Raw genomic sequence first — 25,958 nt, 5'->3', positions numbered from 1 at the left:
CACTCAATAGGTTAACTACCTGTGTCTTATCCAAAAAATATTCATCAAAATTACCATGCTCATGTTTACTTTGATCAACAGACTTGCGAGTTCGCTCGGCAAATCCGAGAGCAAGCGCTGAGTCAGTTTGATTTGCCAGTAGGTAGATTTAACGAGAAGCGAGTTGGTCCCCATACCATGTGGAGCTTTTCAATCACGTTTACGGCAAGTGAATTTGAGTCTGTGGTGTCATGGCTAGATAACAAGCGTGAAGACTTAACGGTATTGGTTCATGCGCTCACTGACGATGATGTCAAAGATCACACTGAATACGCCTATTGGCTTGGTGAGCCTGTCAAAATTGATTTGTCTCGTTTTTAACGAATAGGTTAGTGCGCCTTCGTTTGTCGTCACGACAATTAATCTGATTTGTTGGTTCTTGGTACGCTTGTGTATAAGGCGTCTTCTGATTTAATCACTGGACTCCAACACCTATGAACCAATTGATTGACGCCTTGTTTACTCAGGGTTACTACGTTTGGGACGAATTTCTTTCAAGCCAAGAAGTGGCTGAGCTACGCGACTGTATTCCTCAAGACTGGAACAAGGCGCGGATTGGGCGCAATGACGAATTGACACGAGAAAGCGCCATTCGTAGCGATAAAATCCAGTGGTTACACTCTGATATGGGAGCGCCAGTAGCCAGCTTTCTGTCCAAAATGGAGCAGATCCGCCTAGAAGCTAACCGCCATTTTTTCTTAGGCTTGTTTGAGTATGAAGCGCACTTTGCCAAGTATGAAAAAGGTGACTTCTATCAGAAGCATTTGGATTGCTTTAGAGGCAACGAAAACCGTCGCCTCACCACGGTTTTCTATATGAATGAAGCTTGGTCGGAGCAAGATGCTGGCGAGCTGGTGGTTTATGATCTGGCCGACAAGCATGTTGCAACTATTCCGCCAAAATCGGGACGACTATTTGTATTTTTATCCGAGCAGTTCCCACATGAAGTGTTGCCAACCAATACTGAGCGCTACAGCATCGCTGGTTGGTTTCGAGTCAATGGCGTCAAAGACAATTCATTAGATATTGCGCATTAAGAAGGTCGCCTAGTGCGACCTTTGTTGATTTCGAGACTTTACTAATATGGGAACAAGGCCTTTCACACCAAACCGATAAACAGACCAGCACTGATAGAGGATGAAAACCGCGTACACCAGGTTTATCATTAGTTCGTCTCGTTGAATCTCCTCTATGGTTCCATCATAACCCGCGCCAAAAATAGCAATTAAGATGATAGAAATGTAGGCGAGCTCGACGCCAATGACAAAGTGGAGCAGTAACCAACCTAATGGTTTTAAAGCTTTAATTAATTTCATACAGATTGAAATAATAGGATGCAGCCCGTAGAGTCTAACATAATTCGTTTTTCCTAAGCTTTACAAACAGAAATGACAGTTTTCTTCTGTTAACCCATAGACGCCATCGCGACTTGCGAGGTGTTTATCTCCTTCAACTACCCCCATTTGGTAGCCTTTGTCGAGTAACTCTTTTTTCATGGTTAAGCGTTTTACGGCAAAATCTTCTGGCGGAGCAATCACTCGTATCGTGACATCTTTCGGTGGGTGACGAATAAACTCTAGTGATTTGTTATAGCTTGTTGCTCGATTCGCCATCGCTTTACCAATCATGGGATATTTCGCAAGCAGCCTTTTGAGTAACCAAGATGCTCTTGTTTGAGGCATTTCATAGCTTAAAGGATGCGACAAAACCACCGTAATTTCTTTTGCTCCGCGTCGATATGCCTCCATTATGGGAATAGAGTCCGCTACGCCTCCGTCGGTATAGCATCCGCCGGAAAAGCAAGGTGTTTGCTTATAGGCGATGGGTAACGCGCTGGTTGCTTCAAGTGCCAAATTGAGGTTGCCGGGTGTGACTTGGTAGTAATCCGCTTTTCCGGTCTCAATGTTTGTCGTTGTTGCAACTAAAGGTGTACTCGAAAAAAGTTGTTCTTTATTCAATGGAAACAGCTTGTCTGATTCTGAAACAAGCCATTTCACATCCACTAAGTTTCCCCCCTTGATAAAGCGTTTGGGGTTAAAGAATTCGCTATTGGTCGCTAGCTGGGTAATGACCTGATAACTACGTTTGTGCTGCTGTGCCAAGTAACCCACAAGGTTAGACGCCCCAGCAGAAACACCAATGGCAAAATCAAACGGTTGATAACCATTTTCAATAAATGAGTCCAAAACACCTGCGGCAAAAATACCGCGCATTGCTCCACCTTCTACGACGAGCGCTTTCATAACTTTATCCAATTTCTCGATTTGATAAGCATCTTATCGAGCTAGATTGGTGGTGAGAAATGGATGTTACTAATCACTGCAATAGCTCTTAACTATGAATAGCTCTTAGTTATCAATAGGTATGGGCTATTGAACATATAGAGATTGGCGCTTTTACCTATGGGCTACCTAAGAGTATTGTTATTGATAACAAGAGATTAAAGTTGGTTCATGTTTTTATATACAGTATTTTCTTGACCTGGAACATTAGAGAACTATACTGGTTATAGATACAGGTAATTGGGAGGTGTATTATGTTGTTAGAAACCATCGAACGCGTTAACCGCCTACGCCAACAAGCGTTGTCCGATCCAGAGTTTATCCAGTCGGCAAAAGCCCATGAAAAGGCGCTCAAAGATCAAAGTTACCATTATGCCGCCAAAGCAAAGAGTGCGAAGCAGAGAAAAGATCGCAGTCTGGCAGATATATATCAACAAGCTGAGTTCGGGCATAGGCCTGAAAGCTCTAAACATTAAATCGTAGAATTCTAAAAGCAGCTTCGGCTGCTTTTTTGTTGCTTGCTACATAAAGCAGGCACAAAAAAATGGTCGCCTTTCAGCGACCCCACAAACAGGAAGTAATGGATATCATAGAGAGGTGATGTGCGGAACAATCACCGTCACCTCTTAATAGCTTAGTTGAGTTTGCTAGGAATGCTTAGGTTTATGCATAACTTGCATGAATTCAGGGATAATTAGTCGTTACTGTTGTTAGTTGATATGTGTATTATGTGTTTTATATTGTTTTAAAATAAGTGTTATATTCTGGTTTTATGTGTATTTATTGGTGTTTGATGCTAATTTATTTTCTCTATTAATTGTAAAGATATTATAATGCGCACTCTGAATTGATCGGTGACAATGAAATCTACGATTTGCCAATCATATGTGCGACTTAGCTCACATCAGCTCTGCCTTATGAATCTGTTTCAGCGTAGTATTGCACCTCCTAAACGGTTGTACCGGAAACTATAATGGATAATAAACTCGGCTTGAGTTCACTAACTGCGATCGTCATCGGTTCGATGATTGGCGCAGGTGTTTTTAGCTTGCCTCAAAATATGGCATCGGTTGCTAGCCCAGCAGCAGTAATGATCGGTTGGACGATAACGGGTGTAGGCATGATCTTTCTCGCCCTTTCTTTTCAAAAGCTCGCGTCACATAGGCCGAATGTCGATAGTGGCGTTTTTGGCTACGCAAAAGAAGGTTTTGGTGATTTTGTCGGTTTTTGCTCTGCTTGGGGGTACTGGCTAAGTGCCATGCTGGCTAACGTTTCTTATCTAGTCATTGTTTTTAGCACGCTTGGAATGTTGTTTGATACACCAGACAACATCATTTTCGGCCAAGGGAATACAATTGTTTCAATTGTCGGGGCTTCATGTTTACTTTGGATGGTTCATGCCTTGGTGCTACGAGGTGTTCAAACCGCGGCACTGATTAACATGGTGACGACCTATGCTAAGTTAGTGCCTTTGTTTATCTTTATTGTCTGCGCTGCTTTTGCTTTTCAGTGGAACACTTTTACTTTGGATTTCACCGGGCTTCACTTTGGTGAAGGGCATGATTTGATGTCTCAAGTAAAAAGTACCATGTTGGTAACGGTTTGGGTGTTCATTGGTATTGAAGGCGCTGTCGTTGTCTCTGGTCGTGCAAGAAATCGTAAAGATATTGGCAGAGCGACGATTCTTGGTCTCCTGACTGCGTTAGCGATTTATGTATTTGTGACTTTGCTGTCTATGGGGGTGATAAAACCTGTTGAGCTGGCAGGCTATCAAAATCCATCTATGGCGAAAGTGTTAACCGAAATCTTAGGACCTTGGGGTCAGTACATTATAAGTGTCGGCCTACTGATTTCAGTCTGTGGCGCTTTTCTTAGTTGGACGGTATTAGCATCCGAAGCGCCTTATTTGTGTGCGAAAGAGAAGATGTTCCCTAAACGCTATGCTGAGTTAAACGAAGCGGGCAGCCCTGTTAAGCCACTTACTTTGACCAATGTCTGGATTCAAATCTCGCTCGTGTTCGTTATGTTTGCTGGCAGTACTTATGACACCTTGTTGATCATCGCTTCAGAAATGATCTTAGTGCCGTATTTTCTCGTTGGCGCTTTCGTCTTAAAGATAGCGATCGAGGAAAAAAACAGAGGAAGCTTATTGCTCATTGGTGCCGGAGCAACTCTCTATGGTATCTGGCTACTTTATGCGTCGGGCCTAAACTACTTACTGCTGTCGGCAATTCTTTATCTACCAGGTCTCTACTTTTACATACAGGCGAAAAAAGAGCAGGGGATTAATCCATTTGAAGGCCGTGAGAAGCTAGGTGCTGGGATACTAGGTGCGATAGCCATGTTGGCCTTTGGGATGATCTGGCAAGGTAGCCTGAGTTTAGCTTTCTAAACTAATAAACTTAGAAATCCCCTGCCCATTATGGCAGGGGATTTTTCTATCTGTACTTGGCGGTATATTTAAAGCGTAAACTGTCAAAAATGGTAAAGATTAGCCCCGCCCATATAAAGCTAAAGCTGACTAACTTCACCTCATCAAAGGCCTCTCCAAACAAGTAAATCGCGATGAAGAACTGAATACTCGGCTCGATGTATTGCATTAATCCAATGGTCGACATGGTGGTTAATCGAATCGCAATTGAGTAAAACACCAAAGGAAGTAGAGTGGCAGGGGCTGCACCCAAATATAGTGCAAGCGTGGTTGCTTCTTGATGCAAAGACTCAGTACCCACCGTCACTTCTTTGTAGCCCATATAGAAAAGTGCGATAGGCAACAACACCAAGGCTTCAACATACAGTCCGGTACTCCAGTTATAGTTGATTTTCTTTTTACACCAACCATAAAAGGTAAAGAAAATTGCCATTGTCAGCGCAATATAAGGGATCTCGCCATAGTGGATGATTTGATAGGTGAGACCAATACAAGCGAGGACTAGAGCGACTTTTTTGCCAATGGACAGTGACTCTTTCAAGAAAAACACACCGAGTGCCATCATAGTAATCGGGCTGATAAAGAAGCCTAGGCTAGCATCAATGACTCGATCATTGGTCAGCGCCCACGTAAAGGCACACCACGAGATCGACATCATGATTGTGGCCGCAGTGGTATAGGCGAGGGAACGCTTGTCTGCCCAGATCGCACGTATGTCAGGTAGACGCTTTGTCACGCCTAGTACAATCAACGCTCCGAGCGGTACCGAGGCAATCAAACGCATCGCCAGCAATTCATCCGTCGCGGCGTTAGGCAAAAATTGATAATAAAGTGGCAACAGGCCCCATAGTAAAAATGAAAAAGCGGCCATTCCATTGCCTAAACGCTGCTCAGGCATAGTAGTCTCAAAAAGGGTAATAATTGAGCGAAATCTAAGCCTAAACCTTCTAAAAGTAAAGCAAAGATTTTGTTACTTTATTTAGTTATTAAAATGCTTATATAACAGTGTCTTACATTGGTTCTATGTATGCATTAGATCTAAGCCAAGAAGCATGAGGACACCCACTGTGCACGTTAAAGTCGATAGTACGGTGGATAAAGCAATGATGTTGGCGGCTAGAGTGGAATTTCCTCCCATTGAGCGAGCCATCACGTAGCTTGCTGCGGCAACGGGGGCAGCATTCATAAAGAACAAAACACCAAGCTCAAGGCCGCGAAATCCAAGCCAATAAGCAGAAGTTGTGATGAGAACGGGGGCTATCACCAACTTATTGCTGCTGGCAAACCAAGAGGGTCCGGGCTCCTTTTTCAATGAACCTAAATTAAGTGAGCCGCCAGTACATAATAATGCTAGGGGGAGGGTCATTTTGGCGAGGTAGTTACCCGCATCCACTGCGATATCAGGAACAGGAATGGAGAGCAGGTAAACTACCAGTCCAAGAAGGATAGATATGATTAACGGGTTCTTTGTCAGGGTGGAGATCATCATTTTTCCAACGCTCTCACCAGACTCGGCACCTTTGGGTGTCAAACAGATCACCGCCAGAATGTTGTAGGTAAGAGTGATGGCGGCCACGTAGATCGCGCCCAACGCGACGCCTTGTTCTCCGAAGGCGTTAGCCACATAAGCTATGCCAATGATGCCCGTATTGGCTCTGAAACTACCTTGTACAATAACGCCTTGATCTGGCGATGGGGAAAAAAGACCTTTAACAGCGATGAAGGATAAGATAAAAAACAACACACTAGAGACAACGCCAAAAGCAATAAAGCTACTGGCCGCATAAAAGTCGTGTTCAGATACCACGATGCTCAAAAACAACATCGTAGGGAGTGTCACTTTGAAGACCAGCTTTGAGCCGACATCAATAAAGTTTTCGTTAATTAAACCAATGCGCTTAAACACGATTCCCAATATAAGCATCAAACAAATAGGCCCGGTAATTGAGAGAGAAAATTGCAATTGGTTAAGAATATCCATTAGTTCCATCTAGTCTAAGCACAACCAAGGTTACACCATACCAGACTGTAAGTGTTTGGTGGATAATAATTAATTGTTGGCTAGCTAACTAATTGGTCTTTCTGAGCAAGAGTTTGCTTGATTGAGGTAATTCGTTGCTCATTGAAGGTCTCGAAACGACGTAAGTTATTGAAACTTTGATAATTACGATTGGTATTAAGTTTGCTTTGTAACTGCTTCGGATAGTTTTCTGTCCAAAGCCTCTAATAGAAGGACGTTACAATGCCAACGCTTAGCTTCAATATTCAAATCGATGGACAAGAGCCAGACACATTGCGTGTTATCGAGTATTCGGGTCGAGATTCGTTCTCGCACACGAAGTTAAGTAATGGTGTTGACTGCAATGGCTTTCGCTTCGAATTTCAACTTGCTAGCCGTCAACCTAACCTATCGGCTAACGATATTGTTGATCGCTGCGTTGACTTTGAAATCGTGAGAGATGGGGTGATTGTTCAGCGGCTAAATGGCATCGTGCGTCAATTTGGTAAGGGGGACACAGGTCATCATCATACCTTCTATACCCTGACTATGGTGCCAGCACTAGAGCGACTCGCACTACGACGTAATTCACGTATCTTCCAGTTAAAAACGGTACCCGAAATTCTGTCAGTTTTGCTGCAAGAAATGGGCATCAATGAATACGCTTTTGTGCTAAAGAACGAGCACAGCCAGCGAGAGTTTTGCGTTCAATATCGAGAGTCTGATCTCGACTTCCTCCATCGACTGGCTGCAGAAGAAGGCATGGTATATAGCTTTGTTCATGAGCAAGGCAAACACACGCTTTTATTTACCGATGCTAACGATGGTCTTCTCAAACTGTCACAGCCCATTCCTTACAACAGCATAAGTGGGGGAGTGGTTGAGCAGCCTTTCATTAATACGTTTTCTACTCGGGTGCGCAGCGAAGTCAGTCACAACGACCTTCAAGACTACAGTTTTAAAAAGCCGACTTATACGTTTGCCCAAAAAGCACGCGGCACTAGAATGGATTACCAAAGAGCAGACGTATACGAACACTTTGATTTCCCAGGGAGATTTAAAGACGACGCATCAGGAACTTTGTTTAATACTGCGCGCCTAGCGTACCTGCGTCGAGACGCAAGAACTGCGTTAGGGAAAAGTAACCATGCTGGTCTTATTGCTGGCAAAAAGTTTGAACTACAAGAACACATTACCGCTGAAGTGAATCGTGAATGGTTAGTTGTTTGTGTAGAACATGTCGGAAAGCAGCCTCAAGCTCTAGAAGAAGAAGGTGGTAGTGGTGAAACTGCTTATAGCAATCAGTTTAAAGTGATACCGACAGATTATGTTTGGCAAGCTGAACCAACTGTAAAACCTCAGGTCGACGGACCAATGGTAGCGACCGTAGCTGGCCCGGAAGGGGAAGACATCTATTGTGATGAGTACGGCCGAGTAAAAGTGCATTTCCATTGGGATCGCTATTCGAACAATGATGAAAATAGCTCATGTTGGGTGAGAGTGTCGCAAGGCTGGGCGGGTAATCAATATGGGATGATCGCACTACCACGCGTAGGCCATGAGGTTATCGTTTCTTTCTTAAATGGCGATCCGGACCAACCGATCATTACGGGTCGAACTTACCACGCAACGAATGTTCCTCCCTATTCACTCCCGGAACATAAAACTAAAACCGCGATTCGAACAGAGACCTACCAAGGACTGGGCTTCAATGAATTGAGCTTTGAAGACCAAGCGGACAAAGAACGTATCTATGTTCATGCGCAGAAAGACTTCGACATAGAGGTAAAAAACGATCATTCGTTAGAAATTAAGCATGACAAACATCTCACCGTAGAAAACGACCAGTTTGAGCTGACCAAAAACAATCGGCACTTAACAGTCCAAGGCGAACTCCGTGAAAGAGTGCTCGCCGACAAGTCAGTCAATATTGGTGGTGGACTGCAACAAAAGGTGAAAAGCAAAACGGCTATCGATGCAGGTGACGAAGTACACCTAAAAGCAGGCAACAAAATCGTTTTGGATGCGGGTAGCGCCATTACAATTAAAGCGGGTGGAAGCTTCGTTAAAGTCGATGCCGGCGGTGTTCACGTCGTTGGCTCTGCTATCAACCTTAACTCTGGTGGCAGCGCAGGAAGCGGCAGCGGCTACGGTGGGGTAGCACCTGTTTTACCTTTGGGTTTAGAAGAGCTGGTGGCGCCGGAGGAGGTTTCGTCACCAAAGGTAACGTCAACACAAGATTCGATGAGCTCACTGTTAAAAAGTAGACAAATTGAAGCGCTGAAAGGGTCAGAACCAGTATGTGAAGTGTGTGAAGAGTTAAATACAGATGGATAGTCTTAACAATGCATTTTTGGAATCAGGGCTAACTTTTGACTTAGTACGAGGTGAGCAGTTGTATCTCGTCATTGATGGGAGCCAGATCAGAGATTTAGCATCGAAGCTCTATTCTTTGGATGGCCCACTCATTTTAGAGCCAATCTACATGAAAGCGCCTTACGATCAGCTTCTCGAAGTAACACCGTATGTTGTGCATGCATCCAAGAGCGTGAAAGATTGGTTTTTTGACCAGAATAATCCAATGGCTGGCTATTTTATTGCTTCTAGCCACTCTATGGAGCGTATCTGTGAAAACTACAGAAACCTGATCATCGCAGAGTCGCCGTATGGTAGTAAGGTTTACGTAAAAATGGCACACTCTGAATGCGCTTGGGTCTTTTACTCAACTCGCACTCCTCAGTTCTGGAACGATATATCCAAGGTATGGATACCGACTCGTAAAGAGTGGAAGACTGAACAGGCTCCAGATATAGATTTTAATGATAAGAATCTGAAGATTTCTGACGAGCAATGGGCTCTACTTGGGAGAGTTTCTTGGAATACCACAGTTGAAAAGCTCACCCAGCATGTTTTTAAGTGGTTTCCAACTTTACTTGAGAATTGCGCTGATAGTGTATCTTGGGTCGAACAACACGCGTTAACAGCCTATGACAAAGGTTTTACTTCTGAACGTGACCTCCTAATGTACATGAATGTTATAGGTTTCTTGGGTGAGGATAAGTTCCTAGATCAAAAAGTTTATCCAGATATTTACCAACTCATTGAAATGCCATCTCAGAAAACGCCATCTCAAAGAATAGAAGCCGCTTCCGAACTTGCCCAAGCATACTCAAATCATATTATTACTCAGGAGAAACAAGTATGAGCACCCCAAATGATGACGCTAAATCGGGTCAGACAAAAGATGCTCAAGACCCAGCGGGTACTTGTCCTCTTAAGAAAAATAAAATTCAACTAGTTCCTGTTAGATACGGATTGGTCGAAACTTTATCCGCCAAAGAACACACAAAAATACCTTTCGAGACCGAATCAAAGCCTTTAGGTATTAGGTTGCTACGTGATGGTTGGATCTATGTATTGGTAAAAAGTGATAGTACGTGGATTCTTCACGAGTATAGAGTAGAGGCTGGGAAAATCACGAAACTACTTTGGCAAGATTCTGAAGTAAATAGTGATGAACGAACAACGTCAATCGGAGAAGCAAACTTAATTTTTGAAAGGTGTGATGTTATTTACTGTTCCTATTCTGAACTGCAATGGACTGCCAAGAAATGTTCTCAAGTAATTGGGTCAGATAAAGACAGATTACGTTTTATGCAAAAGGTAAACCTATCTGGCTTTGATGCGATTAATGGTGGAACAGATCTGTTAACACCAAAACAAGCATCAGTGCTCATTGCTGAATGTTCAGAGCAGCCGGAAACTAATACGAGTGACCTAGATTACCAGCCATATGAATGGGAGCATAAGTCGTTATTTAGACAAACAGATTTCTCAACTATCAGCAGTTCGGTTCTCGCTGAGTATCGAGAAGATCATCTTTATTTAGTGTTCAATGATGATATAGGAGTGTTAAGAGACTTAGCAAGCTATCAGGGATTGGTCGCAAAATCGTTGGAGAATTGGCAGTCTGACGAAAAGCAATATCAAAAATATGTCGAAGGTTCGTATATTGAAACTCAGTTGCAGGTATCACCAGAGAAAGTTGACGCTCTTGCTGCAATGCTGGGGAATAAAGAGTTTACGGATGAACTTTCAGAATACCAGAAGGAGAGCGTTGTAAATTGGATACAAGAATACGACGATAAACGTAGTGATTATATGCGTCCTTCTGTTGGTGAAAAGTATCGCGCAATGGAAAAAGTCCTCGGCGATGAAGTTATGGATAAATATCGCGATCTAATCTATGACATCCAAGAGCAATTTGACAATGACCTCAATGGAGTTAGCTCATGGAAAATCTGGAACGCGTCACATGGTAAGAAAGGAATTCGAGAGCTAATACATCAAGATGAAATGGAAAATTTTTTAGAAAAAGAAAGAAAGAAACTCGCATTTTGGGATGAAAGGCTGAATTCAATATCCAAAGATCGCATAGATTTGTTTGAGCGCTTTTACTTTGCAGCTTGGTACTTTGACTCAAGTACTAACAAACAGTTAGAAGAGTTACTAGCTGCCGAATATAGTTGTATTCAGGATCTGTGTTGGAATGATGCTGCTAGCCAGTTAGTTGCTGAAAAACTAGAAGAAATGCCTTGGGTCGCTAGCTATCGAGCATTATTTACGCTTTCTGCTGATGAATACGATAAACTGACAGAAGCCATTAGTAAAAAAATAACAGAAGCGAAGCTCATCGCTACTTATAAGAAAGATCTCACTGAACTTAACCATATCGGGACAGAACTGAATACCATCTTCAATGAGCAGTTTAGGCCTCATGAAGTTATTCAAACGAACGACGGTTTAAATAGTTTTTCGCAACTTATTGATTCAACATACGTTCCGGCTAATACGATTGGCTTAACAAACACTATTGAAACTTTTTTTCAAAAAGTAAGTAGTGTTCAGGACTTCAATCCCTCAGAAGTCTTGCGTAGTCACACGGGTGCTGCATGGCTTGGCGTACTGCAAGCCTATAGAAATACGGACATAACTCTTGGTTTTGCAAGTGAGAAGGAAATGAGTAAATTCAATACTCTTACTGAACAAGCAACCAAGATCCGAAAAGACAATACCTCCTTGAAAAATACAATACGTCAAGTGTGGGCAGAACATAGAAAAAAAGGTCGTTCGGGTAAGCCTGATGTAGATGCCCTTAACGAAAGTCACAAGGCTAATCAAGTCAAACTTTCCGAGCTTGAAACAAAAATCTATGAATCAATTTCTCCATTTGGAGAAGGCTCTGAAAAGGCGGGATTTTATATAAAAGGCCTAAGCGAAGCTCAAAAACTTGATGTTAAACTGATGGCTTCAGATTATCGTTCGATTAGTAAAGTCAGATCTTGGAATTATCTTAGCGGTTGGGATGGGTTATCAGCAGTTATCACCTTTTTTGCAGTATATAATGCCATTAATAGTTACTCCAATTTAACAAGCTCTAACAAGAACGTGAGTATAGTATCTTTAATAAGAGACACAACTTCAGCATTAAGTGCCACTTTCGGCTTTGCGCAAGGTTTGAGGTCTAATTATGATAAGGCTGCGCTCAATAGTGTTAACCACATCAATTCAAAGCTAGCTTACAGAGCTAATTTAGGTCGATGGACTGCTGCTCTAGGTGGCAGTGCATATCTGTTTGGTATGGTGTCGTCAACGATGAAAGCATATGAATCAGGCAGTCAATTGGTGGAAGCACTATCAAAAGGAAAAACAGCGTCAATTATTAAACATAGTACAGATCTTTTTGCCGAATCTAGTATGACGGTAGTAAATGGCTTGGGACTATATCGAAGTGCTCAAGTAGGAGTGGCTGTAATGCAAACAGAAAGTGCTGCAAGGGCCGCTATCTGGGCAAGCAGTAGTAGCCGACTTCTCTCGATTGGCATAAGAGTTAATATGATTGGCTTGGTTGTGTCTGCAATTCAACTTGGGGTTACGGCAGGGTACAACTACTTTAGTTTGTCGGACTATATGCAATGGTTTAGAGACAGTTTATGGGGAGACACACCAAGAAACAATTCACTTCAAGTAAGCAACGAGCAACTGGCTAGAATCAGTTCTAAACCAACCATGTCAATTCAACAACTTCCTGCAGGAAATGCTTTATCATTGTTAATGCCTGGCATTACTGTCAATGAACTTGATAACGCTGGTATTGAAATAGCGGTCTATTGGCTTGTTGATCATCAAAGAAACAAATGGCAGCCCTGGACTGAAGCTGCAGGACAGCAATGGGTCTGTTTGAGTTCATCAAATGAGCCACTTGAGATCGGACTTCCAATTTTCCCTCGCGAAGCGAATGCTCATCATGGTATCGGCGTAGAATTGCATTATCTTCCAACACCGGATTCGTCAGAAACAACTGTTGTGCGTTACCAAACTACGAGTTTAAACCGACTCGGACTTTTGAGTGAAGTAAGTATGCTAAAAGCAAAAAACATTGTACGTGATAACTTATTACCGCTAACGACAAGTCAATTGAAATTACAAGGCGTATAACGTGACTAAAGACCAAAGCATAGAACAGGACTTTAACTTAAAAGAGCAACGTCCCCTTGCTGGAGAAGTTCGCACTTACCCTTTAGGCGAGGCTCTGTTCTTTTCACCGAAGCCATTACCTTCGGTGAGAGTTTCTCCTAATAGTTTAGGTGAATCAAACCAAATATTAGAAATCAACGATACATATATGGATATCGGCCAGTCAAACCAAGGAAAAGCATTTCAAGCGCAATTAGTAATATTTTGGGTCATGCTTGCAACGTTCGTAGTGTTGTCCGTGTTTATATTTAGTGCAAATATAATGAAAGATACACATCAGGGATTTTTTAAAACACTATCAGTAATAATTCAAGAGAACTGGGGCGCTTTGATTTTAGCTATCATGCTACCTTCAACTTTTGGTTGGAGTGCGGTGATCAATTCTTCTCTAAAAAAAGCACGTCAGAAGCCAATTCGATTTAATCGACAGCGCAGAGAAGTCTGTTATTTCGAAGGGGGAAGTAAAACGCCCACAATTGTCCCTTGGGAGGAAACTGTCTCATGGGTGTCCATATACAAAGGCTTTACAGGTAGCGCAATTGTCTCAAATGTCACATTCGGAATCGCATTGCCGGATTCATCGGGTAAAGATTATTGGATGTTTAAAAGACCAGTAGGGCTCATGGAAGAAGGGCAGCGCTCGTGGGAAATTATTCGTTGCTATATGGAAGAAGAACCTGAATATTGGGCCACAAAAGCTCAAAATGAAGACAGAAAGTCGTTTGATGCTAGTCGAAATAGGCTAAGAAAAAAATTTAGAGAAAGCCATCGTCCTTTATTTGCTCTGAGTATGTCAGATCCTACCGCCTCATACTTTAATATGTTTGGTTATTATGCTTTTAATATCTTATGCTTCTGGAAGCTGCCTTATATTGTTTCGGAGTGGGATAGTCGAATCTCTATGGCAAATTTCCCTCCAGAAGTAAATGAGTGGTCAAAGCCGCTACCGAGAGAAGAGTGGGCAAAACCAAGTGAGGATTTAAGGAAGCAGAAAGATGCTGCAATTAAGCACTACAATTCTGGTGGCACTCTAGCTAATCTGAAGTTACTTAAAGCCTAGTAGAAACAAAAAGTAAAGCCGCTCACCCGAGCGGCTTTTCAAAACTAGCCAACCAGCCTCACAATCTCACAACCCCACCCAGTTCAAACCTTCAAAAAACCAATTCATTGCCGATATAGTAAAGTGAAAGTAGAATAACGAGTGGTTATTTACATCATTTATTGCGTAGAAAGGGTATACTTAGGGATTATACCTAGCTATGAGTAGCACGGAGCAGGATCAGGACCATGAGTAGCTATATACAGAAACGACAGTATTACCGCTTAAGATACCCGAAGCGCGCTAGGCCTTTTGTTAGGCTCGGAGATGAGTTGTTTCAGGTTGCGGAGGTTTCAGAAGGTGGCATTAGAATGGTGGTAGCCAACTCTAATACCATGTACAAAGGGCTTGAGATTAAAGGAATGCTTAACCTTAACGACGAAAGTCGCGTGGAAATTGAAGGCGCAGTCTTGCGTTTTGAGCGTGATGAAGTGATTGTTCAATTACGTAAAGGCCCAACTTTTAAAATCATGGTTGATGAACAAAGAAAGATCCGTAGCAAGTATCCTGTTTTCTTTGCTCGGCTAAGAGAAGCCGCTGCCTGATTTCACTAGTAATTTCTAAACGGAGCCTGAAGGCTCCGTTTTTCGTTCAAGGGCATATGTACGTTTTGTTCATGAGATTATGCATGTTTTGTTGAGTGACTTAATTCCAAAGTAAGCCGCTGTGCCTGATGGAGGTTAACCAACATCCGGTTGATCAGTTGCTGTAAGTGTTCAACGTTGGGTAGCTCGCTGTTTTCACAACTCTCTTTTGCCACTGTAGCGAGAGCAAGCACTTCTTCAAGCTCGAGCTCTGACGCAGATGTCTCTATTTGGCTTAAAGCTTCAATTAGCAATTCTAGGCTTGAACTTGAATAGGCTTCAATAAGTTGGTCAGTTAAAGCATTAAGCTTTGTTTTTAAACCGATTAACAGTTCTAGCTTAGTCACGCGACTCAATGACTGGTCATTAAAAGATGAACTGGCAGACAACTCTTCTTCTGTAAGCGCGAGTTGGCTTGCGGGATGACGAATTAAAGGTACAACCGTGTTTCCCTCAATTTCTTGCTGCGAACTCGCCATAATTTCACGAGAAAACTGTTTTAATGCGAGCTCTAGACTCGGTTTTTGAAGGGGTTTCGTGAGTACGAAATTAGCGCCCGCGTCAATTAGCGAGTCGTGAGCTTCTTTGAAGACATCTGCCGTATACGCGAATATCACGGTATCGAGTTTTAGTGTCTCTCTTATACGCTTGATGGTTTCAACACCACTGAGGTTGGGCATGTGGTTATCAATAACGATGAGATCAAACTGTTCGTTCTCTAAAACCTCAAGGGCTTGCAATCCGTCTTCTGCCCACGTGATGTCTTGTGCGTAATCTTTAAGGAAACCTTTCGCGACAACGGCGTTGACCCGGTTGTCTTCAACCAAGAGTATTCGTTTTTTATGTAAATGTTCAGTGTTGTTCAGAGAGGCTTCTTCGATATTACTTAAGTCCACGCGGTCTTGTTGAACTTCAAGAGGGAGGAAAATATCGAATTTAGAACCATAGCCAACTCGGCTAGAGACTGAAATATCGCCCTCCATTAAATCGACTAGCTTTTTCACAATCGAAAGGCCAAGACCTGTGCCGCCGAATTTTCGGGTAGTAGAGAGCTCAGCTTGCTCGAAGGGAATAAAAATACTGTTTAGCTTGTCATCCTCAATACCGATACCCGTGTCCGTAACGGTAAACAGCACACCGACTGAACCCGAATCGTTTATTTGGATATTGACCTCGACTTTGCCTTGTTGAGTGAACTTAATGGCGTTTCCAATCAGGTTGAATAGCAGTTGCCTTGTACGAGCCACATCCCCAACCAGTTTTAGATCGTCGGATGGGTAATGTGGAATAGTGAGTGTGATGTTCTTTCTCTGAGCCAGTGGTAGTAAGGTGCTTTCTAAAGGCTGAACAAGCTCTCTCAACGAAAATGGGGTATGTTCGAGTTCAAGCTTACCTTCTTCTACCTTTGAAAAGTCGAGAATGTCATTAAGCAGTGTGACCAGATGATTACCAGAATTAATAATGATATCAGCGTGTTCTTTGGTTCTAGATTCGTTGGTGTCTTCACGAATCATCTGTGCAACACCGAGGACACCACTCATCGGCGTTCTTAGTTCGTGACTCATCGTGGCTAAGAAAATAGATTTGGCGTGATTGGCCTTCTCCGTTCTATCGATTGCCTCTTGATAGGCGTGGTTGTTCCGTTTTAACTCTTGTAAGCGGTGTACATAGGTGTAAATCACAAATGCGGAAACAACGATAGCTAGAGTAGCGAGTAACTGGAATATTTTATTTTGAACGTTTATCGCTTGCTGCCTTAGCTGCTTCTCCGAGTGTTCGACAAACTCGGAATTTTTAGGTGAGAGAAGTGAAGCAAAGAGTGCGCGTCTTTGAGAATCTACCTGCTTAAAAGTTGAAACAGTTGATTTCAATTTGGCGGGTATGTAATCCAAACTCGCGTTTTGATGTATCTTCTTGGCTATGATGTCTCGCTCTAAATCAGAGCTCTCGGTACCGAGTTCCACGTGTTCTATCACTGATGTGAGTAAGGCATCTTTAACAATAATTAGTCCAACCACTTTATCTAAAGTTTCTGACAGAGCCAGCAAGGATTGGTGGAACTGGGTCAAGACTTCGTTTGTTTGCTTGTTGTAAAGGCCTAATTTTTGCGTCTTCTGGTAACGAGAAAGCAAACCTTTACTCTCTTTTTCAAGATTGACGATCTCTGCATTTAAAAAATAGGGATCTAACTGAGGAGATAGGGCGTGATTAGTGACTGCGTCGCGAACTTCAATGATCTCATGACCTAAGGAACTAATCGAAGAATAGAACTCCGTAATTTGTTTATGCTCCTGATATAGAAAATATACTAGGGTGCCAATTGACAAAGACAAGACTGAAGCGAGTGAAAACAAGATTTTAGTAAGATTCATTTTCAAACTCCTCAAGGATGGCAGGTCTTTCGGCCGATAGGGTGTTTAGAAATGCACTTATGGCGTCAATTTCTTTAGGAGCTAATGAAAGTCCGAGCTGACTGCGCGCCATAATTTCAATAGCGTCTTCAAGGTTGCGTGTTTGCCCATCGTGAAAATAAGGTGGGGTTGCCGCAACATTCCTTAGGCTTGCTACCCTAAAGATGTACATGTCTTCCTGCTTATTGGTATGCATATGACGGCCAGTATCAGCGGAACGTTCTTGCCCGTTGTACTCTTGACCATACAAGCCAAATTTCATCACCATACCACCACCGATATTGGTGCCACGATGGCAGCGGATACATCCATGCTGCTGGAAAAGTTTCCATCCTTCTATTTGCTGAGTCGTTAGGGCGTTTCTATCGCCAGAAAGGTACTTGTCAAAAGGGGAGTCTGGCGTGACAAGGGCGTTCATAAACTCGACGAGCATAGACTTAATAGTCGCTTCATTGATTTCGACTTGTTGCTCACCAAAAAGCTGGGAATATTGAGGAGAGTTTGTAACGTATTCGGTGATATCTTTCCAATTAGAGTTCATCTCGACGTTGCTGTGTATCGGGCCATCAATTTGATCATTCAAAGTGTTAGCTCTTCCATCCCAGAAAAAACGGTAATTCAGTGCAGCATTAAAGACGGTAAGAGAGTTTCTTTCTCCGAGTCCTTCAACACCAGTCGAGACAGCGGTTGGTTCTGCGCCATTGCTGCTCAAGTCGTGACAAGATTCGCAGCTAATTTGACCATTAGAAGAGAGCTGAGGATCTTTGAATAGTAGCCAGCCTATTTTGGCTTGATTCTTATCAACTTGATGGTCTGAAGGGATTGGAGACACAAGGTTTGAACTCGGAAATTGGTCTTTCCGAACATTTGCTGAAAGAGTGTGATGTTGGTGCTCATAGTCGTGGCTATGAGCGTTTTCTCCGCTATACAGTATTAGCCAAAATAGCGGAGCGATACCTACCAATGCCATGGCAAGTATTATTACAACTGACCTTTTATTTATTATCATATTTATCAATCCGTACTCTCTAAAGCAAAGATCTTTTGTCTTTTAAATATAAATATAGTTTCATATTTATATTGCGCTATAAGTTTACAAATTTCCCTCATCTATAAGTTTAGATTGAAAATAGGAAAGTACTTTTTCTGTCTTTACTCTGTTTAAATTTCTATAAAGCTGTTAGCTTCGAAGAGTCTTAATCAGTGAGTGATTTTCATGTCTGAACTAGAAAAAATGATGTCAGGTCAGCGGTTTGATGGTGCTGACCAAGAAATAAATGATCTTCGAACTCATGCTCTAGCTACCTTAAAAGCGTTTAACCAATCCATCGAATCAGATGAAACAGAGGCATTGCAGAACGCTTTATTTGGGTCAGTAGGTCAGAGTATTGTACGACCACCATTTCATTGTGAATTTGGTAAAACAATCGAAATTGGCGATAACACCTTTATCAACATGAATGTGGTAATGCTAGATGGGGCAAAAATTACTATTGGTGATAACGTACTGATTGGCCCTAGCACACAGTTTTACACTGCGTCACATTCATTAGACTTTAACAAGCGAAGAGAGTGGGAAACGTACTGCAAACCGATTATCGTCGAAGACGACGTTTGGATCGGCGGTAACTGCGTGATTAATCAGGGTGTGACGATAGGAGCACGTTCGGTAATAGCGGCAAATTCAGTGGTGAACAGCGATGTGCCAGCAGATTGTTTATATGGTGGGACGCCAGCAAAACTGATACGGCGTTTAAATCAGGATTAATAATATCTGGCGGGTTTGACTCCTACTTGAACAAGTTCCAATATGCGCGAGAGCAAGTCGAAGTCAAATAATCGAGGGATTTTATGATTAGCCACATAGACCATATCGTGCTGACAGTTTCTGATATTGACGCGTCAGTGTCGTTTTACCAGCGCGTACTGTTAATGAAGGAGCTTACTTTCGCTGGTGGGCGTAAAGCCGTACAGTTTGGTAACCAGAAAATTAACTTTCAATTACTTGGACAAGAGCCAAGGAATAGGGCACGAGTTGGCTCTGGAGATCTGTGTTTGATCTCTTCATGGAAAATGGAAGAGATCATCAATCATCTTAAAGCAGAGCAAGTAACCATCGTTGAGGGGCCTGTTGAGAAGTCGGGAGCGACTGGCGCGATTGAGTCTGTTTACTTTCTCGACCCTGACTCAAACCTGATTGAGGTTAGTATCTACCCATAAAGCGTAGATTCACTGCGGCTTATGTAGGCATTTAAAAGAATGAGGGAACAGAATGATTAGAGAGATGACCAAGGAAGACTTTGCTCAGTTTTGGCCCACCTTTGCGCAAGTCATTCTGGCTCAAGAGACGTATGCGTTTGCAGCGGATATGGATATCGAACAAGCGTATGACCTTTGGTGTAAGCAAGTGATGAAAACCTTCGTCTTTATTGAGGAAGACCAAGTGCTTGGTTCCTATTATATAAAAGCGAATGCGCAGGGGCCGAGCGATCATATTTGTAATTGCGGCTATATGGTTGCTGAAGCCGCGAGAGGTAAAGGGGTAGCGAGGAAAATGTGCATCCACTCGCAAACTGTTGCGGTTGAACTTGGGTTTAAGGCGATGCAGTTTAACTCTGTTGTTTCTACTAACGAGATCGCCGTTAAGCTGTGGCAATCGCTAGGCTACAACATCATAGGGACAATACCGAAAGCCTATCGGCATCGTATTCACGGCTTGGTTGACAGTTACATTATGCACAAATGGTTAGAGCATAACTGAGCTTAAACCCCGCGCTTTATGGAGAATAACATGGAAGTTATTAATCAGCTTTACCCGTCTGAGCAACAGATGAATGCACTCACAGACAATCCTAATTCCGGTGAGATCCATTTACTTAATCTCTTTAAATTTCGCGACAAAGCCCAGTATGCAGATGGAAGAGAAACCGAGCTAACGGGCGTTGAAGCCTATCACCTATACGGTCAACCTATGCTAAGCGTGTTAGAGAAGTATGGTGCCGAAGTGGTGTTTTATTCTGAAGTGACCGGACTCATCCTAGGTCAGGTAGATGACCTCTGGGATGCTTGCGTAATTGTAAAGTACCCGTCGCGCCAAGCTCTACTAGATATGACCTCATGTGAGGAGTTCCAAGCACTAAGCGTTCATCGTGAAGCTGGTCTTGAAGGGCAACTGAACATCGAGACTAGAGTCCCTAAGTAAGGGTATTTCAGAGAAGTAGCCCAATGTGATTGGGCTACTTGAAAGTTTAGTATTCAAACACTTCTAGTTCTCTAACGAAAGGACCGCCCCTTAAGTGGAAGCTGAATTTGTCTTACAGCGTTCTTCACTCTAGGTTTGTGTACAGTCGACTGTTTAATCTTTTTAAACAGTCGAGTATCAAACGCTCCGTCTTGCTTTAAGTCTTCACATAGACTGTCTATGAGTTGTTTATCTACATCCCACATCGTAAACAGGTGAACATAGTGTCGAACTTGATCAATCTCCTTGCCGTTCTCGTAAGTCGTCACTGTGGTGCTTTCTTTTGCCAAAGAATAACGGAAGATAATTTCTTCGTTCGGCTGGCAAAATATGAGTGACAACGAAAGTGGTGTACGTTGCAACCATAGCCCTTGAGGAAGAGGTGATCCTTTTTCGGCCCAATAATCAGCAACCAGCGCAAGTTGCTCCTGAGCATATTTGGCGACTTCTTGAGCTTTCATTGTCAGCCTAATTTGCTCTTTGTAGCTATTGCGGGCGAAGTATTCCCATAACACTAATGGCGATAGCCCATTTCGCGAGCCTGCAAACGTCGTGTCTGGTGAACCAATATATTCTGGGTTATCCGGAGGAGAGACCATATACTGCTGCTTGGTCATATAGACACCCGTTGGCCACGGTGCTCCGGGAAATTTATGCCCACTGGTTACAATTGAATGCACCATAGGGTTAGTAAAGTCGAAATTAGGACCAGTATAGTCACCATGCTCTTTAAAGAAGGCTTGGTACTCATCACAATCTTTCGCCATTTTTATGAAGGGGACATAACTTCCTCCAAGCGCTCCGTCAATATGAAGCCAATAGCCGGTCCGAGTCTCATATCCATGAGTTGGGTCATCTGGATCGATAGGTACTTCTCTTTTCCATAGTCCATTTCTTTCAAGGATTGGTTTTAGCCTGGCGGTAATTGTCGAAACATCATCGTATGCGCCTTTAAATGTTGTTCCGCAATTAAGGACTAGAAGTATTGGGTATCTTCTTTCAGCAAAGAAAGTGACGTATTGGATTAGTTTATCCACGTCTATTGCACCAGAGCCTGCAGGCAGCGCAGTGGTTGGTCCTTCTGATTCTACTTCAGCGGGCCAAGGCTTACCCGGACTGACTGGGTTCTCATCAGGATATAGCCGATTACCAAGTTCGCCAAAGGTCTCTATTTTCTCTACGGCCATTGCTTTGACGATGGAGTAGTGAGTGTCTTCAGAGAAAAACGCCACCGGAGTGTATGCATTAGGAGTGTGGATTGGTGGAGAAGGGTGGTGCGCATACACTTGGCAATTTGAAATTGTCTCACCATCATCGGTTTCAGCACGTATTTCCTCTTCAAGCAGCATCACTCCGCTGAGATAATCTCGGGCATTCAACATGCCGTATAAATTGCCTTCTGTACTGCCCATAGTGAGTACATAGCCCCAATAGCTTTCGCCTACTCCTTTTTGGAAGTTGCCATCTTCATCTATGTATGGGCCTTGCGATGGCCACTGAGCGTTCCAAAGTGAGGCGTAGTAATCAAGGACAGAGCGCTCGACGCACTTTGAGTTGATCGTATAGTTGCCATTGACGAATGGGTCACCAACATTGTTTAAGCTGACGTTAAGAAAAGGTGCTAATCGATTTTTATAGCTAATATCCTCTTCCGTCTGATAGCCTAAAAACCTCTCTTTCTGTGAATCGACATAGGCTTGTATCTGATCATAGACATTGTTTTGCTCACCGCAGTTTTGGCCTGTCGGTGGTAATTCGACGTCAAAGCCATTAATTGCCTGTTCGGTATAGTGAAAGTCATAGTTTCTTTCTGCGTATACCTCAATGGGATCAGCAGAAGGTGCGGTTATTTTACCTACAGCGAACTCTGGAACTTGCTCAATCCAAGGTGTTCGCTTCGGTCCATAGTTTATATTGTTATCGTTACTCATAATTTTGCTCCAAGATTTAAGTACTTAGTATCAGGAACAAGCAGCGAGAGTGTTTTTCGCTACCTAGCCAACACGAAAACTCGTGTATAGGTGAATATAGACACTGAGTAGAGACTCTATATTTATAGATTCAAAAGTATCTATGAGATCTCATATATTCAGTCAATAGATGAGTTTGTGGTAAATAAGAATGATTATTTATACATTTCTTTAGTTAAATATTGAAAATTCACTCATCTGCAACTAGATGTTCTATTGATAACTAAGTTGCATACTGTGCAGGAAAGTTATCGTTGGCTGGGTGATGGGTTGATTGCGCGCATACAATAACAATATGGCGTCGCTACATAACAACTAAAACAACCGAATGTCATTCATAATTCCATGTTAGCTCGCTTAGCAAGTGAGGTTTATGATGAACTTAGGCTTTAAATCAAGGATTTACATTGGCGTTGGCACTTTGGTTGCTGTGTCATTGATCGTATTAGGTACGCTGAACATCTTAGCGATGAGAGACAAGATGATTGGCGGACTTGTTTCTAAAACATCAGACAAACTGAGTTTTCACGTATCAGAGCTAGAGCAGATGATGCAATTCAAAACAAATGCCATTGCTCAAGGTGCCAAGAGTTTCAACTCCCAGCTCAGTGATACAGAAAACCAACACCTAGTTACTTTACTGGCAGAGAGCAGTTCCATTTCAAATGTCATTATGACTTACGATGATGGACGCACTTATATGTCATTAGATGGGACCAAGTTTGATTTTCGCACCCGAGACTGGTACCGAGCCGCAAAGAATGCTTCTGGCGTTTCACTAACTGATATATACCAAGATCAAGTCACTAAGCAAAAAGTGGTGAGCGTAACCATGCCAGTGGTTGAGAGTGGTCAGTTTATTGGAGTTCTTCTGGGGGACGTCCAGTTAGGTGATGTTGTAACGGCAGTAAGTAACATGCGGTTTGCTGGTGGAGCGGCAACGCTCACCGATAGAAATGCAGTCTTTTTTGCCAGTGATGATCCTAATGATATTGGGCGAACGCCATCTCAAATTAGTCCTAACTTTCAGGAAATGGAGCAGATGTTTTTTGCCGAGCAGTCAGGGCATCTAACCTTTCCATATTTAGGTATTCAATTTGACGGCTACTTTGAGCGAGTGAATCTAGCTTCCGGCATGTACTGGACGTTAATGGTGTTTGTGGATCAGGAGTCTGCCCTGACCGATGTTTATAGTGCTATGTACGAATCTTTCGCCACTGGCGGACTATTGCTCCTTATCAGCTGTGGCGCTATTTTCCTCATTCTCCGTTATGCATATCGTCCGTTACTGAAACTCAAATCTGCTGTTCTCGACCTTTCCCATGGTAATGGTGATTTGACTCAAAGGTTGGATGTTAATGGTGACGATGACCTGGCGCAAATCAGTGCAGGCTTCAATAAGTTTGTAGAAAACCTGCAACAAATGATGCTTCATATTTCTCATGCGAGTGAAAACATCTCAGTAAGTGTCGAACAGCTTGGTTCTACAGCGAGAAGCAACGAGTCCAAGCTTATCTCTCATTCAAAAGAGACTGAACAGGTCGTTACCGCGATTACAGAAATGAGTGAGAGTGCGCGAAATGTGGCAGAGAACGTTAATCAGTCAAATCGTATTACTGATGAAGCTAGTAAAGAAGCCATATCGTCTTTGAAAATAGTAAATAATGCAGTTGATACGGTAAGTGCACTCGTTTCAGAGGTTGATGAGATGTCCAACAGCATCATGCGCATGAATCAAGACGCAAATAAAATCAGTAATGTGCTCAATGTTATTGGGGAAATTTCAGAGCAAACAAATTTACTTGCCTTAAATGCCGCAATCGAGGCCGCTAGAGCTGGGGAGCAAGGACGAGGATTTGCCGTGGTTGCGGATGAGGTTAGGGCACTTGCAGCAAGAACTCAGAACAGCACAATGGAAATCTCAGATATGCTCAGCCAACTCCTCAGTGGGACGGAGAGTGTCGTTACTGCCATGGACGCAACTAAAAACCAATGCCAAGAAACGGCAGATAAAACCTCAGATGTTTCTCAAAGCCTCTCCATGATGAGCGACTCCGTCAAAGAAATTGATGATGTGAGCACTCAGATAGCCGCCGCAACGGAAGAGCAAAGTACCGTGGCCGAAGAGCTAAGTAGAAACATGTTGTCTATAAGAGATATTGTTGAGTCGCTTGTGGATAGCGGACAAGAAACGGTACAGGCAGCAGAAAGACTCAATGATACTAACGACGATCTTAAGCGTCAGGTAGCCAACTTCAAACTGAGTTAACTAAAAAATAAAGCTGGGAGAAGTGCTCCCAGCTTTATCCATATTACAGTTAGCTAAGCGAAATGTTCTAGCAAAGCTTGAGTAGAGAATTACTTAAATTCGAATTTGCCCTTCATGATTGCCCAGTGGCCAGGGAAAGAACAGAAGAATGAGTAGTCTCCACCAGCTTTCATTTTCTCTGTACTAAACGTAATGGTTGTTGACTCGCCACCACCGATGACCTTTGTGTGTGCATAAACACGCTCGTCGTTTGGCTTAACATAGTCGTTGCTTGCTCCAGCAGACATACCTTCCGTACCTACTGCTTGAAGTGCGGCAGTGTCGGTAATCACGACGTTGTGTCCCATTGATTGAGCGGGTAACTTACCCGTGTGGTTAAGTGTCAACTTAACCTCTTTACATGTTGCCGGAACACTTAGTGTAGTGGCAGAAAACTGCATCATATCGTTAGCATCAACAGATACTTCACATTCGCTAGCTTGTGCACCAAAACTTAAACTCGCAAGGGCTAAGGCTGCAGTAAGGATACGAAAAGACATATTTAGATTCTCCATTATATTATGTTTTGTTTACATCCGACCTTTTCTCAAATACATCTTATTATCATCGATTGTTAATTGAAAAAGTGTGCGTTCCTTTGAATAAATGTCTGCAGATTCAGACTAACTTCAAAGAGTTGCCGTACCTTGTTGGTATGAGTAGGCCAGATTACGAACGGATTTTACGATTGCCTCTAAACCTTGAGTTCGTCCAGGCGTCAGGTGTGATTTAAGATCAAGCTTTTCGAACCAAGTATGAATCTCAAAAGAAAGAACATCCTCAGCGCTTTGGTTGTTATAAGCCACCAAGACCAGTGACAGGACACCTTTAACGATAGAAGAATCACTGGTCGCCTTAAGAGCAATTTTTCCGTGTTCATCTAACTTGCTACACACCCAAACTTGGCTTTGGCACCCCGCTACCAAATGGTCATCATCTAGCTTTTCAGTAGGATAATCCTCTAATCGTTCACCAAGCTCTATGAGGTATAAATACCGCTCTTCCCAATCTACGCAGCGGTTAAAGTTTCGGATCACTTTTTCAGGTGTCATCATAT

The 25,958-nt window shown here is 42.8% G+C and carries 22 protein-coding genes; 14 read left to right on the top strand and 8 right to left on the bottom strand.

The features are described from left to right. Nucleotides 1-21 precede the first annotated feature (21 nt). Together LYZ37_RS08485 and LYZ37_RS08480 are read left to right on the top strand one after the other, a co-directional pair. The gene (locus tag LYZ37_RS08485; protein WP_272785170.1) at nt 22-360 is read left to right on the top strand and encodes a DOPA 4,5-dioxygenase family protein; all 339 of its coding nucleotides are present in this window, start codon (nt 22-24) and stop codon (nt 358-360) included. Between the two features lie 113 nt (nt 361-473). Continuing rightward, on the top strand, nt 474-1,076 hold the full coding sequence (locus LYZ37_RS08480; RefSeq protein ID WP_272785169.1) for a 2OG-Fe(II) oxygenase: 603 nt from the start codon (nt 474-476) through the stop codon (nt 1,074-1,076). Between the two features lie 339 nt (nt 1,077-1,415). Here LYZ37_RS08480 and LYZ37_RS08475 read toward each other — a convergent pair whose 3' ends face one another. Continuing rightward, nucleotides 1,416-2,282, bottom strand: coding sequence for a patatin-like phospholipase family protein (locus LYZ37_RS08475; protein WP_272785168.1), 867 nt, complete (start codon nt 2,280-2,282; stop codon nt 1,416-1,418). 293 nt (nt 2,283-2,575) lie between these two features. Between LYZ37_RS08475 and LYZ37_RS08470 the strand changes: the two genes are divergently transcribed. Both LYZ37_RS08470 and LYZ37_RS08465 read left to right on the top strand, forming a co-directional pair. After that, on the top strand, nt 2,576-2,797 hold the full coding sequence (locus LYZ37_RS08470) for a hypothetical protein (protein ID WP_004746219.1): 222 nt from the start codon (nt 2,576-2,578) through the stop codon (nt 2,795-2,797). A gap of 497 nt (nt 2,798-3,294) precedes the next feature. After that, the gene (locus LYZ37_RS08465; protein ID WP_004746218.1) at nt 3,295-4,713 is read left to right on the top strand and encodes a basic amino acid/polyamine antiporter; all 1,419 of its coding nucleotides are present in this window, start codon (nt 3,295-3,297) and stop codon (nt 4,711-4,713) included. 46 nt (nt 4,714-4,759) lie between these two features. Here the strand turns inward: LYZ37_RS08465 and rarD are convergent, their stop codons facing one another. After that, on the bottom strand, nt 4,760-5,650 hold the full coding sequence (gene rarD, locus LYZ37_RS08460) for an EamA family transporter RarD (RefSeq protein ID WP_272785167.1): 891 nt from the start codon (nt 5,648-5,650) through the stop codon (nt 4,760-4,762). 123 nt (nt 5,651-5,773) lie between these two features. Then, nucleotides 5,774-6,733 (bottom strand): AEC family transporter, encoded by a 960-nt coding sequence (locus LYZ37_RS08455; protein ID WP_272785166.1) that lies wholly within the window; start codon nt 6,731-6,733, stop codon nt 5,774-5,776. A 261-nt stretch (nt 6,734-6,994) separates the two neighbouring features. Here LYZ37_RS08455 and tssI point away from each other — a divergent pair, with 261 nt between their 5' ends. The 5 genes from tssI (at nt 6,995) to LYZ37_RS08430 (ending at nt 14,932) form a co-directional block, all read left to right on the top strand. Then, nucleotides 6,995-9,088, top strand: coding sequence for a type VI secretion system tip protein TssI/VgrG (gene tssI, locus LYZ37_RS08450; RefSeq protein ID WP_272785165.1), 2,094 nt, complete (start codon nt 6,995-6,997; stop codon nt 9,086-9,088). Beyond that, nucleotides 9,081-9,956 (top strand): DUF4123 domain-containing protein, encoded by an 876-nt coding sequence (locus LYZ37_RS08445; protein WP_272785164.1) that lies wholly within the window; start codon nt 9,081-9,083, stop codon nt 9,954-9,956. The genes tssI and LYZ37_RS08445 overlap by 8 nt, the downstream gene beginning before the upstream one ends. Then, on the top strand, nt 9,953-13,249 hold the full coding sequence (locus tag LYZ37_RS08440; protein ID WP_272785163.1) for a toxin VasX: 3,297 nt from the start codon (nt 9,953-9,955) through the stop codon (nt 13,247-13,249). Before LYZ37_RS08445 ends, LYZ37_RS08440 begins: the two co-directional genes overlap by 4 nt. A 1-nt stretch (nt 13,250) precedes the next feature. Continuing rightward, the gene (locus LYZ37_RS08435; RefSeq protein WP_272785162.1) at nt 13,251-14,348 is read left to right on the top strand and encodes a DUF6708 domain-containing protein; all 1,098 of its coding nucleotides are present in this window, start codon (nt 13,251-13,253) and stop codon (nt 14,346-14,348) included. A gap of 227 nt (nt 14,349-14,575) precedes the next feature. Next, nucleotides 14,576-14,932, top strand: a complete 357-nt coding sequence (locus LYZ37_RS08430; RefSeq protein WP_272785161.1) for a PilZ domain-containing protein — start codon at nt 14,576-14,578, stop codon at nt 14,930-14,932. Nucleotides 14,933-15,009: 77 nt separating this feature from the next. Here LYZ37_RS08430 and LYZ37_RS08425 read toward each other — a convergent pair whose 3' ends face one another. Both LYZ37_RS08425 and LYZ37_RS08420 read right to left on the bottom strand, forming a co-directional pair. Continuing rightward, nucleotides 15,010-17,343, bottom strand: coding sequence for an ATP-binding protein (locus LYZ37_RS08425; RefSeq protein ID WP_272785160.1), 2,334 nt, complete (start codon nt 17,341-17,343; stop codon nt 15,010-15,012). Then, nucleotides 17,330-18,391, bottom strand: coding sequence for a cytochrome-c peroxidase (locus LYZ37_RS08420; protein WP_272785159.1), 1,062 nt, complete (start codon nt 18,389-18,391; stop codon nt 17,330-17,332). Before LYZ37_RS08420 ends, LYZ37_RS08425 begins: the two co-directional genes overlap by 14 nt. A gap of 207 nt (nt 18,392-18,598) precedes the next feature. On the opposite strand from LYZ37_RS08420, the gene LYZ37_RS08415 reads away from it, so the two are divergent. From LYZ37_RS08415 to LYZ37_RS08400, 4 genes are all read left to right on the top strand, one after another. After that, nucleotides 18,599-19,150 (top strand): sugar O-acetyltransferase, encoded by a 552-nt coding sequence (locus LYZ37_RS08415; RefSeq protein WP_272785158.1) that lies wholly within the window; start codon nt 18,599-18,601, stop codon nt 19,148-19,150. Nucleotides 19,151-19,233: 83 nt separating this feature from the next. Beyond that, nucleotides 19,234-19,602, top strand: a complete 369-nt coding sequence (locus tag LYZ37_RS08410) for a VOC family protein (protein ID WP_272785157.1) — start codon at nt 19,234-19,236, stop codon at nt 19,600-19,602. 52 nt (nt 19,603-19,654) lie between these two features. Then, nucleotides 19,655-20,143, top strand: a complete 489-nt coding sequence (locus LYZ37_RS08405; RefSeq protein ID WP_272785156.1) for a GNAT family N-acetyltransferase — start codon at nt 19,655-19,657, stop codon at nt 20,141-20,143. Nucleotides 20,144-20,173: 30 nt separating this feature from the next. Next, nucleotides 20,174-20,584 (top strand): DUF1330 domain-containing protein, encoded by a 411-nt coding sequence (locus LYZ37_RS08400; protein WP_171321503.1) that lies wholly within the window; start codon nt 20,174-20,176, stop codon nt 20,582-20,584. Between the two features lie 71 nt (nt 20,585-20,655). Here LYZ37_RS08400 and LYZ37_RS08395 read toward each other — a convergent pair whose 3' ends face one another. Continuing rightward, on the bottom strand, nt 20,656-22,554 hold the full coding sequence (locus LYZ37_RS08395) for a glutamate decarboxylase (protein ID WP_272785155.1): 1,899 nt from the start codon (nt 22,552-22,554) through the stop codon (nt 20,656-20,658). Between the two features lie 415 nt (nt 22,555-22,969). On the opposite strand from LYZ37_RS08395, the gene LYZ37_RS08390 reads away from it, so the two are divergent. After that, a complete protein-coding gene (locus tag LYZ37_RS08390; RefSeq protein ID WP_171321646.1) occupies nt 22,970-24,862 on the top strand; it encodes a methyl-accepting chemotaxis protein in 1,893 nt (630 codons plus the stop codon). Nucleotides 24,863-24,951: 89 nt separating this feature from the next. Here LYZ37_RS08390 and azu read toward each other — a convergent pair whose 3' ends face one another. Both azu and sufE read right to left on the bottom strand, forming a co-directional pair. Then, on the bottom strand, nt 24,952-25,401 hold the full coding sequence (gene azu, locus LYZ37_RS08385; RefSeq protein WP_171321519.1) for an azurin: 450 nt from the start codon (nt 25,399-25,401) through the stop codon (nt 24,952-24,954). A 129-nt stretch (nt 25,402-25,530) separates the two neighbouring features. Next, nucleotides 25,531-25,956 (bottom strand): cysteine desulfuration protein SufE, encoded by a 426-nt coding sequence (gene sufE / locus LYZ37_RS08380; protein ID WP_272785154.1) that lies wholly within the window; start codon nt 25,954-25,956, stop codon nt 25,531-25,533. Between the last annotated feature and the right edge of the window lie 2 nt (nt 25,957-25,958).

Origin of the sequence: Vibrio tubiashii, assembly GCF_028551255.1 — a bacterium.
Classification (GTDB): Bacteria; Pseudomonadota; Gammaproteobacteria; order Enterobacterales; family Vibrionaceae; genus Vibrio; species Vibrio tubiashii_B.
Note: the sequence above shows the minus strand (reverse complement) of the source record. Positions and strands in the feature narration are given on the sequence as shown.